Annotated in this window: 6 protein-coding genes and 1 pseudogene; 1 reads left to right on the forward strand and 6 read right to left on the reverse strand. The window is 58.3% G+C overall.

What is annotated here, in order from left to right; all coding sequences use genetic code 11:
* The 5 genes and pseudogenes from ASG35_RS32605 to ASG35_RS10020 all read right to left on the reverse strand — a co-directional run.
* A partial coding sequence (locus tag ASG35_RS32605; RefSeq protein ID WP_442854824.1) for a hypothetical protein occupies positions 1-228 on the reverse strand: 228 nt, incomplete at its 3' end.
* 165 nt (positions 229-393) lie between these two features.
* Positions 394-7,677: pseudogene (locus ASG35_RS32610) on the reverse strand (ESPR-type extended signal peptide-containing protein); the annotation flags it as partial.
* A 504-nt stretch (positions 7,678-8,181) separates the two neighbouring features.
* On the reverse strand, positions 8,182-10,344 hold the full coding sequence (locus ASG35_RS10010) for a TolC family protein (protein ID WP_056356114.1): 2,163 nt from the start codon (positions 10,342-10,344) through the stop codon (positions 8,182-8,184).
* A 3-nt stretch (positions 10,345-10,347) separates the two neighbouring features.
* Positions 10,348-11,625 (reverse strand): HlyD family type I secretion periplasmic adaptor subunit, encoded by a 1,278-nt coding sequence (locus ASG35_RS10015; RefSeq protein WP_082508311.1) that lies wholly within the window; start codon positions 11,623-11,625, stop codon positions 10,348-10,350.
* Positions 11,622-13,925, reverse strand: a complete 2,304-nt coding sequence (locus ASG35_RS10020) for a type I secretion system permease/ATPase (protein ID WP_056356116.1) — start codon at positions 13,923-13,925, stop codon at positions 11,622-11,624. Before ASG35_RS10020 ends, ASG35_RS10015 begins: the two co-directional genes overlap by 4 nt.
* A 594-nt stretch (positions 13,926-14,519) precedes the next feature.
* Here ASG35_RS10020 and ASG35_RS10025 point away from each other — a divergent pair.
* The gene (locus tag ASG35_RS10025; protein ID WP_056356118.1) at positions 14,520-15,293 is read left to right on the forward strand and encodes a copper homeostasis protein CutC; all 774 of its coding nucleotides are present in this window, start codon (positions 14,520-14,522) and stop codon (positions 15,291-15,293) included.
* Between the two features lie 66 nt (positions 15,294-15,359).
* On the opposite strand, the gene ASG35_RS10030 is transcribed toward ASG35_RS10025, so the two are convergent.
* Complete coding sequence (locus ASG35_RS10030) at positions 15,360-15,776, reverse strand: CopD family protein (RefSeq protein WP_056356119.1); 417 nt, start codon at positions 15,774-15,776, stop codon at positions 15,360-15,362.
* Positions 15,777-15,815 lie beyond the last annotated feature (39 nt).

The raw sequence follows: 15,815 nt of genomic DNA on the forward strand, positions 1-15,815 counted from the left end.
GCCGTTGGTCAGTGCCGTGATCTTCGTCGTGCCGGCCGTGCCCTTCAGCGTGATCGTGTCCTTCGACGTGTTGTTGTCGTAAGCCACGAACGCGTTTTGTGCCACGCCGCTCGAATTCACGATCAGGCCCGCTGCTGTCAGCTGCTTCATGTTGACTGCATCTGCATCAGCAACACCCGCTGCAACGTTGGTCAACGTCACTGGCGTGCCTGCCGTACCCAACGTCACCTTGTTGTGCGCTGCGCTGTCGTACTTGACTGCCTCAACCGATGCCGCCAGTGCTGCCGCCGCGTCCGTGCTTGCGGTGGTTGCTTTCGTACCCGCTGCCGTAACGTATTCGTTCAAGTGCGCGTACAGTGCGAGCGAGTTGATCAGGCCAATGTTCGGACCTTNCGTCACCTTGTTGTGCGCTGCGCTGTCGTACTTGACTGCCTCAACCGATGCCGCCAGTGCTGCCGCCGCGTCCGTGCTTGCGGTGGTTGCTTTCGTACCCGCTGCCGTAACCGCTGCAGCTACGTCCGTGTACGTGACGCCGCCAACTGCGATCGTCGGCTTGCTGATCGTGCCCGTTGACRGATCAAGCGTCGAACCGCCGCCGATTGCCGCTGCTGCGCTCGATGCCGTGTTGAACAACTGCGAACCGTTGACTGCGTCCTTGCTGGCTGCGCTCAACGTRCCGTTGGTCAGTGCCGTGATCTTCGTCGTGCCGGCCGTGCCCTTCAGCGTGATCGTGTCCTTCGACGTRTTGTTGTCGTAAGCCACGAACGCGTTTTGTGCCACGCCGCTCGAATTCACGATCAGGCCCGCTGCTGTCAGCTGACCCACGTTCACTGCGTCGGTGGTCGTCACGCCTGCTGCAACGTTTGACAGGGTTGTTGCTGCCGAACCCTTATTGAACGTCACCTTGTCGTGCGCAGTCGTGTCGTACAACACTGTTTCTGGGGAAACCGTGCCGCCCGATCCAGCTGCTGCCGTCAGTGCGCCCTGAACCGTGTCGTAGGTCGATGTACCAACCGTAAACTTCGGAACAGTGACCTTACCCGTTGTCGGGTCGATCGTTGCACCAGCACCCAATGCGGCTGCCGTAGTCGACACTGCATTGAACAACTGCGAACCGTTGACTGCGTCCTTGCTGGCTGCGCTCAACGTGCCGTTGGTCAGTGCCGTGATCTTCGTCGTGCCGGCCGTGCCCTTCAGCGTGATCGTGTCCTTCGACGTTGCATTGTCGTAAGCCACGAACGCGTTCTGTGCCACGCCGCTTGAATTCACGATCAGGCCCGCTGCTGTCAGCTGACCCACGTTCACTGCGTCATTGGTGGTCGTGCCCGCTGCAACGTTGGTCAACGTCACTGGCGTGCCTACCGTACCCAACGTCACCTTGTTGTGCGCTGCGCTGTCGTACTTGACTGCATCAACCGATGCTGCCAGTGCTGCCGCCGCGTCCGTGCCTGCGGTGGTCGCTTTCTTGTTGTCGTAAGCCACGAACGCGTTTTGTGCCACGCCGCTCGAATTCACGATCAGGCCCGCTGCTGTCAGCTGACCCACGTTCACTGCGTCGGTTGTCGTCACGCCTGCTGCAACGTTAGACAACGTGGTCGGCGTGCCTGCCTTGCCGAATGTCACCTTGTCATGTGCCGACGTGTCGTACAACACTGTTTCCGGCGAGGAAGTGCCCGTGGGAATGTTTGCAATAGCCGTCGTCAACTGACCAAAGTTCACTGCGTCGGTGGTCGTTGAACCAGCCGCGACGTTCACGATCTTGCGTTCCGTACCCTTCGCGCCAACCGAAACCACGTTGTTCTGCGAGCCGTCGCTGCCGTTACCCAGCACAACGCTGTTCGAGCCCGTTGCCTTGACAATACCGCTGCCCAGGACAACCGTGTTTGCGCCCGTCACCGCGTTCGAGTTACCGACCACAACGTTGTTACCCGTCGAGTTTTCCACGTCCGATGCGTTACCGATCACGATCGTGTTCTGGCCAACCGCGCTGGAGTTGTTACCCATCACCATTGCGCCAGAGCCGATGGACGTTGCTTCCGTACCCATCGTTACCGCGTTCATGCCAACCGACGTGCTGTTCGTACCAATAGCGATTGCGTTTTCCGAATCGGTGTTGACCGTTGCGAAATAACCCATTGCCAAACCGCCAGCCGAAACAGAGTTCGCGCCCACACCGAATGCTTGCGAACCCGAGCCATTGGCGATGGTCTGGTAACCAACAGCAACCGTTTGCGGACCCACTGCGTTCACGTTCGAACCAATAGCGACAGAAGAATCGCCAGTTGCATGCGTGTTCAAACCAATTGCGATTGAGTCCGTTCCCGATGCCTGAATGGACTGGACCTTGTCGGTCGGGCCAGACGCGATCAGGAATTCAGGTGCCAGCGAAGACGCCGGTGCGTCGGCCACACCAGCTTTCAGCACGCTCTTGACCATCTGAACGTTCTGAACACCGCTTGAAGATGCTGCAATCAAGCTTTGCACCTGACCCAGGTTGACCGCATCGGTTTTACCCGTGCCGATTGCCACGTTGACCAGACGGCGTTCCGAACCAAGCGAACCAATAGAGACAGTGTTGTCCTTCGTGGCCGTGGAACCCGTGCCAAGAGCAACGGAGTTGACGCCTGTTGCGCGGGCATTCGTACCAAAGGCCAGTGAGTTGTCCGCGTTGGCAAAGGCGCTTCCGCCCACTGCCAATGCGTCCTTGCCACTTGCCATTGCTTGCGCACCGGTCGAAGTCGGGCTCACGCCAATGTATTTGAGCGAAGCAACTGCGCCGTTCAAACCGTTCGTTGCGTTGTTCAACTGGGCAACGTTCACTGCGTCGGTTGCCGATGTACCCGTTGCGACGTTCGAGATTTTGACTGCGTCCGTGCCGCCCAGCGTGATCGACGTCTTGCCCGTGGTGTCGTAACGCACAGCCTGCGGATCCACACCACCGCCAGTACCCGAAGCCGCGGCCGCGCTCAATGCGCTGTCGAGGCTGCTGTAGTTTTGGTCGTTGATCTTGTACGTCGGTGCGCTGATCTTGCCATTTGCGTCGATAGTCGAACCGCCGCCCAATGCTGCTGCTGCGCTCGATGCGACCGTGGCCAGCTGCGCGCCGTTCACTGCGTCCGTGCTGGTTGAATTGACTGCGCCTGCCAGAAGATGCGTGATCTTGGCATTGCCCGACGCGCCACCCAGCGAGATCAGATTTTTCGCCGTGCTGTCGTAAGCCACGAACGCGTTGTTGACCACGCCGCCCGAACCAAAGGTCACGCCTGCTGCTGCCAACTGACCAACGTTGACCGCGTCCGTTGCTGCGCTACCCGAAGCCACGCCCGTGATCTTGACCGGAGCGGCTACCGTGCCTGCCGTAACCGAGCCGTCTGCTGCGTAATGCACGGCCAGCGGGTCAGCACCGCCAGTCGATGCTGCAGCCACCAGCGCGCTGTCAATGCTGGTGTAGTTCGTGCCGGCAATGCTGTAAGTCGGCTTGGTGATCTTGCCGTTGGCATCAACCGTCGAACCGCCGCCCAGTGCTGCTGCTGCGCTGGTTGCGAGTGCTGAGGTTGCTGCTGCCGCTGTAGTCGCGACGCCTGACAACTGCGCGCCCGTCACTGCGTCCGAGCTCGATGCACTCACGTCACCTGCGGCAACGTTCACGATCTTGCGCTTGTTGGTCGATGAACCCACGGAGACCGTGTTGTCAACGTCGGCGACTGAGCTATTGCCCAGTGCTACAGACGAGTTTCCTGTTGCGGCTGCATAGCCACCCAAGGCAACTGAATCCGTTCCGGCTGCATTTGCCCGGCTTCCGACAGCAGTCGCATTACTACCCGCTGCCGAGGAGTAATACCCCAAGGCGGACGATAGGTCCCCAGTCGCCAAGGCACTGCGGCCAAAAGCAACGCCATGTGTGGCTTGCGCTTGAGCACCAATCGCGACCGAGGCAACGCCGGCTTCAGCGGAACCGCCTACTGCAACGCCGGCCACTCCAGCGGTAGCTATCCCCCCACCGACCCCAGGTTGAATGGCGACATACGGGTTATCACCGCCCGATCCACTTGCCGCAGCAGTTAGCGCACCGTCCAGGCTGGTGTAAGACGTATTGCCAATGGTGTACGTAGGCGCGGTGATCTTGCCATTTGCGTCGATAGTCGAACCGCCGCCCAATGCTGCTGCTGCGCTCGATGCCGTAGCGAACAGTTGCGAACCGTTGACTGCATCCTTGCTGCCAGAATTGACTGCGCCATTGGCCAGGTTCGAGATTCTCGTACCCGTGCCCGACGCACCCTTCAACGTAATGAGGTCCTTCGACGTTGCGTTGTCGTAAGCCACGAACGTGTTGTTGACCACGCCGCCCGAACCAAAGGTCACGCCTGCTGCCGCCAACTGACCAACGTTGACTGCATCGGTTGCTGCGCTGCCCGAAGCCACGCCCGTGATCTTGACCGGAGCGGCTACCGTGCCTGCCGTAACCGAGCCGTCTGCTGCGTAATGCACAGCCAGCGGGTCAGCACCGCCGGTCGATGCTGCGGCCTTCAGTGCGCTGTCAATGCTGGTGTAGTTCGTGCCGGCAATGCTGTAAGTGGGCTTGGTGATCTTGCCGTTGGCGTCGACCGTCGAACCGCCGCCCAGTGCTGCTGCTGCGCTGGTTGCGAGTGCTGAGGTTGCTGCTGCAGTGCTGGTTGCCAGTGCCGAGGTTGCCGCTGCCGCTGTAGTAGCGACGCCTGACAACTGCCCGCCGTTTACTGCGTCCGTGCTAGATGCACTCAGGTCACCCGCAGCAAGGTTCACGATCTTGCGCTTGACACTCGATGAACCAACGGAAACCGTATTGGAGACGTCAGCTTTCGACTCTTGGCCCAACGCGATTGCGCCTGTCGCAGTCGCCCGAGCACCCGCTCCGAGCGCGACCGAACCGGTTGCGTTTGCAGTGCTTTGGTGACCGACCGCCGTCGCGTAACTACCAAGCACGACCGTACCGTCGTTTGCACCGGCATTTGACGATGACCCGATTGCAACCGAGCCAGTCGTTGCATTCGCAGCCGCACCGATGGCGATTGTATCGGCACCAAATGTAGCTGTTTTTGCGGTAGGTGTACCAGTACCTGTAACAATGTACGGATTGCCCGCGCCGGCCGTTGCCGCCACGCCCGTCAATGCGGTATCCAGGCTGTTATACGTCTTGCCGGCAACAGTGTACGTAGGCGCACTGATGGTGCCGTCTGCCGCAACCTTAGAACCGCCGCCCAGTGCTGCTGCTGCGCTGGTTGCGAGTGCCGAGGTTGCTGCCGCCGCTGTTGTGGCGACGCCTGACAACTGCCCGCCGTTCACTGCGTCCGAGCTCGATGCATTCACGTCGCCTGCGGCAACGTTCACGATCTTGCGTTTGATAGTCGATGAACCCACAGAAACCGTGTTGGCAACGTCGGCGACAGAGTTGGGGCCTAACGCAGTCGAATTAAGACCCGTAGCTTTTGCTGCATAGCCGAGAGCGGTGGAAGTTGTATTTGCACTCGCACCAAAGCCCAGGGCTGTGGCGCCGCCGCCGGTTGCTTGTGTTTGCGAGCCTACCGCTACATTACGGCTGTCACCTTCAAGAGCAGTAGGGCTTCCGCCGTCGGCGTTGCCCCCGATTGCAACTGAACTCGTTGCGCTCTGAGCAGCGCTACCAAAAGACACACCGTCCATACCTGCGGCTGCAGGTGTGGCAGGAAGCCTTGTAACGTAACCAACGGCAACGTACGGATTGCCCGCGCCGGCTGTTGCCGCCACGCCCGTCAATGCGGTATCCAGGCTGTTATACGTTGTGCCGCCAACGGTGTACTTGGGTGCGCTAATTGTGCCGTCTGTCGCGACCGTAGAACCGCCGCCCAATGCCGCCGCTGCGCTGGTTGCAACCTTCGACAATTGCGAACCGATTACTGCGTCCGAGCTCGATGCATTCACGTCGCCTGCGGCAACGTTCACGATCTTGCGTTTGATAGTCGATGAACCCACGGAAACCGTGTTGGCAACGTCGGCGACAGAATTAGCGCCTAAAGCGGTTGCGTTCTGCGCCGAAGCATCCGCATAGTAACCAAGAGCTGTGGCACCGTCTGCTGTTGCTTGCGCGTAGTAACCCAGCGCCGAGCTACCACCGCCATTTGCGACCGATTGCATACCTACCGCTACATTACGCATGCTAGTGGCGGTGCTGCCGGTGTCCGCATGGGAACCCATCGCAACTGAATAATTAGACCCAATACTGTCGGCACCTACGGCGATTGCATCAGTACCTGCAACTGCGGCTAAAGGTGCTGGAATAGTTGCGCCCGGCCTGCCGACAGCAACGTACGGATTGCCCGCGCCGGCTGTTGCCGCCACGCCCGTCAATGCGGTATCAAGGCTGTTATACGTCTTGCCAGCAACGGTGTACGTAGGTGCGCTGATAGTGCCGTCTGCCGCCACCGTTGAACCGCCGCCCAATGCTGCTGCCGTGCTGGTTGCAACCTTCGACAACTGACCAACGTTGACTGCGTCAGTGGTTGTCGTGCCCGAAGCCACGCCCGTGATCTTGACCGGACCGGTCGTGCCTGCCGTAACCGAGCCGTCTGCTGCGTAGTGAACGGCCAGCGGGTCATTGCCGCCGGTCGAACCCGTCGACGCTGCGGCCGTCAAGGCGCTGTCAAGGCTGGTGTAGTTTTTGCCGCCAATGCTGTAGGTCGGCTTGCTGATCTTGCCGGTGGCGTCAACGGTTGAACCGCCGCCCAGTGCCGCTGCGGCAGAAGTCGCGAGGCTTGACAATTGCGAACCGATCACTGCGTCCGTGCTCGATGCATTCACGTCGCCCGCGGCAACGTTCACAATCTTGCGTTTGACAGTCGATGAACCCACGGAAACCGTGTTGTCAACGGTGGCAGTTGACGCGTTACCTATCGCGATAGAATTCGCTCCAGTTACCGAAGCAGTCGTTCCTATGGCTATAGAATTGGCCCCTGTGACCTCGGCGGCAGTTCCCATGGCTAGTGACTGCAATGCGGTAGAGGTAGCGAGATAGCCAAGCGCTAAAGAGCCGTCACCGGCTGCGGCGGCGTTCACACCTACCGCAGTACTGTTTCTGCCGGTCGCCTGCGTGGACCCACCGATTGCGATTGCGGACGTAGCTGCGTTCGAACCACCGCCAATTGCGATAGCTTCGGTCCCGGCAACAGCTGGGTTGGACCCAATACCAATGGAAGAAGGCTTTCCAATGGCGATATACGTGTCATTCAGAGTGGCTCCAAGCATCTGGCTCGAACCCAACATCTTCGGCTGCGACGGTGCGTTGATGACATCCGCATCACCGGAAACGGCACCAGCAACGTTATCCGCAATAACGACCGTGCTGGCATTGTCCTGCGCGCTGGCTTCGTCAGCCATGGCGGCGCCGGCGCCTGCCAAGCTGATCCCACCCACCGCGATTTGCGTCAGGATGGCAGTCGAGAGGGCTTTCTTCGCCCGCTTGCTCTTGCTGCGACCCGTGGCGAGTTCGGAAACGGCGACCCATGTTCCTGTCGATTCATTCCAAACTGATTTGTATGACTTGTTCATGCTGTGAATACCTTTGCAAAAATAGAGAAATCGCCTTGCGGTGCGGAACAGAGATCGTTGGTCATCTTGTGGATGGTTAATCTTTTGTGAAGCTTCCGTATAACGCGCGGCGTTCATTGCCTCTTCCGGTTTTAATACCGAAGCACTGAGACCGGGTTATCTCGAAAAGCCCGGTTGTAGGTGACCGCAAACGAACTATAGGTATTGAAGGGGCGGGGCTTAATGCGAAAACTCCTAAATTGAATTTCGCAAACTGGATAGGCGGATTCCAGTGCAGTGAACTAGCGTTAATCGTCTGAACGCAAGCACACAGGTTTGGGATGGAACCTTGCTAGCCTTGGCTCTCGCCCATATTTTTTACAATCTATCGGAAAGAAATTTTTATTTAGGAATCGTCCTAAACATGAATTTTGTTGCAGAAGAACAACCCTACAGATAATCGATAAAAGCAATCGAGAGTGAATTGCAAAATTTCATCACGATAAATCTGGAATCATATTTCGGCATCCACGTGAATCCAGAAAACAAAAAACCACCTGGAGACAAGCGCCAAGTGGTTCTTTAAAACTGCCAGATAAAATAGAAATACGCGTTATCGATCTCGATTAATCCTAAAAGCGATCAGGTATTTTCCAGCCAACTCGACAATGTCCCATTATTCAGATGCAGCTTCAGAATCGCCTGATAGGAATCGAATTCAGTGGTGACTTCGCTGACCTGATTGTTATAAAAGTCACTTTCGGCGGACAGCACATCGAGCAAGGTCCGGCGGTTCAGGTGATACCACTGCTCAAAAAACTGTTTGCGGACAAGATCCGTTTCAGTTGCGAGCTCGGCATACAACTTCGCACGCGTGGCCTGTGCTACGGCGTCCCGGTGCGCATCGCGAACCTTGTATTCGGAATCGAGTTCGAGCTGGTCGTGTTTGTCGCTGCTCGAAGAAGCCCGCGACAACGCCGCACGCTCCGCCGCGCGCTGGCTGCCGCCCTGAAAGGGTGTCCAGGAAAGTTGCAGCATGGTTGACCACGGCTGGCGATTGCCGAAGACATCGGACGCAGTGTTCTTGTTGATGACCCAGTTCAACTTCGGCAAACCTTCCGCCCGTACCGACTGCGCACTCAGCTTCGCAGCTTCCGCTTCCGCCGCTGCCTGTGCAATGGCAGGGTTTTGGCTCACGCTCGCCACGGCGTCGTCCAGCCCGTCCAGCTGCATTTGCCAGTGCGTGCCCTGTGGCATGGCAATGGGTTCATCGCCGACCAGTTTGCGTACGCTAAGCTGAAGCGATCGCACCTGCGCCGCGACCGTATCCTGCGAGGTCTGCGCCTGGAGCAGCCGCGACTTGGCCTGAGTGAGTTCACTCAAGCGACCCGGGTCGGCCTTGACGATCTCCACCAGCATGTTCACCAGTTGCTCCATGCGCTTGACGTAGCTTTCACCAATCACGTAGGTGGCGCGGTTTTTGGAAAGATCGACCAGACTGGATGCTATGTCGTACGCGTTTTGCTGCGCCATCGCCCGGTAATAAAGTTCTGCGGCTTGTGCGGTCTTCGTGCGGCTATCAATGCTTTTGCTGGTCTTGCCCCAATCATAGATCAAAGTGGTCACCGCGACGTTTGCAGTGGGCCGGTTGTACTGGTTGAAGCTGGCGCTGTCGCCGGTAATGCTCGGCGTGTTGCCGCCGAGTTGCACCTGCGGCCAGCGTTGCCCTTTTACCTGATCCACGTCCGCCAGCGCGGCGTCCCAGTCGTTCTTCGCCTGCCGGACGGCCGCACTGCGCGCGGCGGCGGCATCGGCCGCTGTCCGTAGGGCGGCGCGAACGGCCTGCTCAGGAACGAGCGTGGTGTCAACGCGCGTGCGCGGCCCGGACCCATCGTCCAGCCAGTCTGAAAAGCTTGCCTCCTTCGACCGCGCGCCGGCCTGAGCCTGACGAGTCAGGCCAGTTGCAGTTCCGGCCAGTACGTAAGGCCGGCCTTTCCGGCTCTGGAGATCCTCGCGCAGGTCACTGGCGAACCCTCGGCCAAGCTGTTCGGAGCTGCGTGGCAATGGCATGGCGGCCATCGCATCGCCTGATTCCGTTGCGGCGGCTCCATTGGCGGCTCCGCTGGCAACGGAAGCCCGCAAGGATTGCAGATCGGACTGCATGTCGCGTACCGATGGTCTGGAGGCGGCTGGCGGCATACGCACTGAAGCGTCAACGTGCTGCAGGTCGCTGCTGTACTTTGAATACTGTTGCGCGGCTTGCGTTGGAGCAAGTGCTCGACGCGGAACTTCCGGCGGGACGACAATGACAGGCGTCGATTGCATCACCGCGCCACGAGCCGCCGGCACATTCGCGACTTCAGGCATTGCGCGTGCAGGCGACACGGGTGCAATGGCAATATCGGGCGTCACTGTTTGCAGCGTCGCGCGGCGAGGTAGAGGAACCGGCTGCTCTACCGCAACCGGTGCCGCGGTCGCAACGGACGTATCCATGCCCGCCGTTGTCACCTGATTGGTTTCACGGACCAACGACGGCGCCTGGGTCAACACAGAAACGGGAACGACTTGCGACGTTTGAGAAGTCTGCAGGTGTTGCGGCAACCAGGCGAGTTCATCGATAGCCGACTTCGCGTTCGCCTCAGGCGAACCGAAAGCGAGCGTTATCACGCCTGTTCCCATCAGTACGCCCAACGCACTGACAACCGCACGACGCGGCGCGGCGGCGAGGGCTGCCTGATCCGCGGCAGTCAGTCCGTGACCTGTTTGCGTACGGCGGTGCCGTGCGCGGAGTGTTCGGTTAGACATGGCTTATCTCTCGCGGAACGCTTCACGCGATTTGAAAATCGGCTTCAGCAAATAGGACAGAACGGTTTTTTCACCGGTACGAATCTCGACGTTCCCGGTCATGCCCGGAATAATCGGCAAGTGTTTTCCAGCTGCGACGAGTTCGCTTTTGTCGGTGAGAACCTGCACGCGGTAATAGATGGCATCGGGCTTGCCGGGCGCGGCTTTTTCATCGACCAGCGTGTCCGCGCTGATGCTGATCACGCGCCCTTTGAGGCCGCCGTAAATACCGAAGTCATAGGCGGATATCTTGACCATGGCAGGCAAGCCCGGATGAAGAAACGCCACGTCCTGTGGTTTTACATGCGCCTCCACGATCAGCTGGTCGGCATAGGGGACGATGCTCATGATCTGCGCCCCTGGCTGGATGACACCGCCAATGGTCGTGATGCGAATATCCTTGATCGTTCCCTTTACCGGCGCGACCAGCGTGGTGCGCTCGAGCACATCGGCACGACCCGCCAGATTCTCTTTGGTTTGCGAAAGTTCGAGTTCGAGGCGCGAGAGTTCGTCGTTCGCGTCTGAAGCGTATTTGTTGCGACGATCCACAATTTGCGATTGCAGGTCGTTGGCACTGCGCTTCATCCGCAATACTTCGGTTTCCGAAATCAATCCGCGTGCAGCTAGCGGCTCGGTCATGTTGATTTCGTTCATGGCAAGCGTATAGCTGCGCTGCAACGAAGCAACCGTATCCTGCAGCGCGCGGCGGCGGGCTTCATAGGCCTTCGTTTCTCCAGCCATGACATCCTTTTCTTTCTGAATGTCAGCGGGAAAAACGAGCGGCGTGTTATTCGATTCGGCACGAAGGCGCGCAACTTTCGCTTCGAGTCCGATCCACTTCGAACGGCCTTCTGCATAGTTGGAATCGGCACGCTTCGGATCGATGTTCAGCAATAGCTGACCTTTCTCGACCACATCACCTTCCCGAACATGCATGTCCGCGAGAATGCCACCTTCGAGCGACTGGATGATCTGCTCACGGCTGACAGGAATCACCTTCCCCTGCCCTTGCGTGATTTCCTCGACCTTCGCAAACTTCGCCCAGACGAGTCCAGACACCAGGATTGCCGCGACTAGATACAGGACAATCAGCGTGCCGGGAATGGATTGCGCCAGCGACGATTCGCGCAGGTCGTTCATATACACCGCGTGAGCCGGATGCATACGCGGCTCGGCATTCTTGCGACGGCCGGCCGGCGTTAAGCCGCGGATCCATCGGCCTAGTTTGGTCAGTGAGTTCATTGTTGATCCTGTGTGACGCGCGCGGGTTCAGTGCCCGAAGGCGTAGGTTGGGTGCCTTGCGGTGCACGTAACGCGGCCAATACGGCTTCCTTGGGACCATCGGTGACAACTTTGCCGCCATCCATCACGATGATTCGATCCACCAATGCCAATAGCGAAGGCCGGTGAGTAACGACCACGAGCGTGGTCCCAACAGTTGCTATTGCCAGGTCGCGGATAAACGCGGCTTCGGTCTGCGTATCCATTGCGCTGGTGGGTTCGTCCATCAGCAACAACTTCGGGCGGGCGATCAGCGAGCGCGCGAGCGCCACGAGCTGACGCTGGCCACCGGACAAACCGTCGCCGTTCTCGCCAATCTGCATGTTCCAGCCATGCGGACTGCTCTGCGCGATCGCATCAATACCCGTGACTTTCGCCACGCGCAGCAATTCGTGAATGGATGCATCCGGACGGCCGATCATTACGTTCTGGCGCAGCGATCCGTAAAACAAGCGGCTGTCCTGCGCGACATATCCCACCGAGGCGCGCCAGTCGGACGGATCGATTTGCGAGAGATCAATGCCATCGCTGAAAATCTGGCCGCTCGTTGGACGATAAAGATTCGACATCACGCGCAGCAACGAAGACTTGCCGCTGCCCACACGTCCCAGGATGGCGATGCGCTCACCCGCGTCGACCTTGATGTTGATGTTCTTGAGGAATTCTGGCGGCTTCATGCCGTTCGGCGACGGATAGTGAAACCCGACACCCTTCAGTTCGATTGCGCCCGTCACAATTGGACCGTCGAGATAGTCCACTTCCGGATCGCGTTCGACCGGCTTTTTCATCAAGCCGCTGAGTGAATCGAGTGCAGCCTTCGATTGCTGGAAACGCACGGCCAACCCCGTCACTTGTGCCAGCGGCGCGAGCGCACGGCTAGCCAGGATCACGGAACCAATCAGCGCACCTTGAGTAAGCTTGCCGTCGGCAATGAGATACACGCCGGCCACCACGATCATCACCGTTTCGAACTGCGTGATCCACGATACAAAGTTCGTAGCCAGCGCCGAAAGACGTTTGGATTTCATCGATGTATCGGAGGCTTTTGCCGAGAACAGTTCCCAGCGTTCCTGCATGTAGCGTTCGCCGCCCGTTGCCTTCAGCGTTTCAATACCTTCGACAGTTTCAATCAGGACACCTTGCTTGAGCGATGACTCCCGCAGGTTTTCCTTCATGGTTTTCTTGAGTGGCCACTGGATAAACAAACTAACGCCCACAATCACAGGAATCAGGCCAAGAGGAATAAACCCCAGCGGTCCCGCGATCATGAAGATCACCGCGATATACAGGAACGTAAACGGCAGATCGGAGATGGTCGCGAGCGTGGCGGACGCCACGAAATCGCGCACGGACTCGAATTCACGTAACTGGTTTGCGAACGATCCCGACGACGCCGGCTTGTGCTCCATTCGAATCGATAACGCTTGCTTGAAGAGCATCGCGCCCATGATCAGGTCGGCTTTCTTCCCGGCCACGTCGAGCACATGCGCGCGGACGTTCCGCGATATGAACTCGAACAACATGGCAATCGCCACGCCGATGGCGAGCGACCACAAAGTCGTGAACGCCTGATTCGGCACCACGCGGTCATACACGTTCATGGTGAAGAACGTCCCCGCAAGCGCAAGCACATTGATCAGCAGCGCACCGAGTGCCGCGCTCCAGTAATAACGCCTGTAACGCCACAACGTGCTGAGCAGCCAGTGGCCGCTTTCCTTGGCTTCGGGCTTGCCTGCACGGATATCGACGCGACCGACCGGCTTCACCAACATGGCGAAACCCGTGTAGTTCGCCTTCAACTGACTCACGCCGATAGCGACGACTTTCGATCCGGCTTCCGGCAGTACCACGAGGTACGCGGCTTCCATCTCGTCTATAGGCTGCGCGCCTTCCTTGATTTCCGAGGGCGGTTTGATCAGCTTCACGTCATTCGGCGAACGGCCAATCAGCACGCATCCGCCGTGGTCCTTGCGGAACAGCACGACGGGCAGCAGCATGGGAGAGACTTCGTGCGGCTGGCGCTCGATAACTCCCACGGAAAAGCCCGATTGCTCCATCGCAAGCTGAGCCTGCTTTGGCGAAATGAATCGCCCCGCTGGCAAGCCGGAAAGCATCGCCGCCTCGCTGGTCGGCTTGCCGTGATAGGCGGCCATCCAGACCAGGCTTTTCAGCAAGGTATCGTCAACCTTTGTTGATAGCGTCAATGCGTCGCCGTCGTCCGGTTGAACAGGCGTTATCGCGCCCGGTACTTCGTTTTTCATGGCATTTGACTGTTGAGCGTCCGGTGGGGAGGAATGTCCTCAGGACCGGACGGATTGGGTACGTCGCTCTGGACGATGCGATTGGATTCGTCGCGGGATGCATTTATTCAGCGGGTGCATTATCTGCACGGGCTATGACGTGGAAAATCGGAAACGTCTTAAATACAAACCGAGAAAGGAATCCGTAATTACATCTTGCAAACGAATCTGATGCGATGGCTTGATTCTCGACGCCGGCATCCTCAACAACCATGAGAACCGTCCTAATTGAGCTGACTTTGAGACGGTGGACGAAGGTTGGTGCAAGTGGCACTGGCGAGCGGGGACACGTGTTCCAACGCGGGAATTGAAGGACGAAGGACAGAACGCGGACGCTGATCAACCACAGCGGCGTTGTATGGTTGTATAGGACTGGCCTGGATATAAATAAATTGAAACGTTGAAAAAACCGCAGCGGACACTATTAACGGCTTTTGGAAAATATAGTTTTTAGTGGAAGCTTATTCGTATCGATACGCTCGATTAAAAGAAAGGCCATTCGATGCGTCGATGCTTTAATCTTCTGCGATTAAACCCTTCACGAGACACTCCTTCATGCCAGCACCAACTCTATTGCTTGAAATCTGCGCAGGTTCGGTGACGTCATGCCTCGCGGCTCAGACCGGCGGTGCCGGGCGCGTCGAGTTTTGCGACAACCTTCTGGAAGGCGGCACCACGCCTTCTTATGGCGCGATCGCAAGTGCTCGTGACAAGCTGCACATCCTGCTCAACGTCATTATCCGCCCGCGCGGTGGCGATTTCCTCTATTCCGACATCGAGTTCGACGTCATGGAACGCGATGTCATCGCGTGCAAAAAGCTTGGCGTGGATGCCGTCGTGATCGGATTGCTTACCGCCGACGGCAACGTGGATATCGCTCGTACAAAGCGTCTGGTCGAACTGGCCGCGCCGTTGCCGGTCACCTTCCATCGTGCATTCGATGCCGCGCGCGATCCATTCACGGCGCTTGAAGACGTTATCCGCGCCGGCTGTAATCGGCTGCTCACCTCCGGTCAGGAAGCAAGCGCACTGGAAGGCCGCGCGTTGATCAGGAAGCTTCGCGAAGTGGCGGGAGAAAGGCTGGTGATCATGCCCGGCGCGGGCGTGCGGCTGAACAATATTGCGCAACTCGTGGCGGAAACCGGTTGTGTTGAATATCACACGTCTGGCCGTGCGCCGTTCCCGAGCGGCATGCGGTATCGCAATGAACGCGTGAAGATGGGCGGTCCGGGGCAGGACGAATATGCGCTGGTGGAGACATCGGCGGATCTGGTGCAACAGATCATTGCCGAGGCAAACGCGGCGTTTGAACGACTGCCGTCGGGTTGACCGGCGCGTTCAAATGCAAAACGCCGGCTTCATTCGAGGCCGGCGTTTTCTTTGGTTACTTCGCAATCAGAACGGTTTGAGAACCACTAGCAACGTTGCGCCGAGCAAACCGAGAACCGGCAGCTCGTTGAACATTCTGTACCACTTGTCGGAACGTTTGTTTTCACCTCGCGCGAACGTGCGCAGCAAGACCCCGCAATACGCGTGATAAATAATGATCAGTACGACGATGGTCAGCTTGGCGTGCATCCATCCCTGTCCTTGTCCAATCCCGACCACGAGCAGCAGCCACAAGCCGCAAGCCAGCGCCGGCACCGCGATGAACGTCATGAAGCGAAACAGCTTGCGCGCCATCGTCAACAAACGGGCGATTGCGGCCGGCTCCGTTTCCATCGCGAGATTCACGAAAATTCGCGGCAAGTAAAACAGGCCCGCAAACCACGAGGCCACTAATACTATATGCAGCGCTTTGATCCAGAGCATCTGGGACATTTTCTCGTTGTTATGGGTAAATGCTGGTGA

It is taken from the genome of Burkholderia sp. Leaf177, from assembly GCF_001424345.1.
In the GTDB taxonomy this organism is placed as follows: Bacteria; Pseudomonadota; Gammaproteobacteria; order Burkholderiales; family Burkholderiaceae; genus Caballeronia.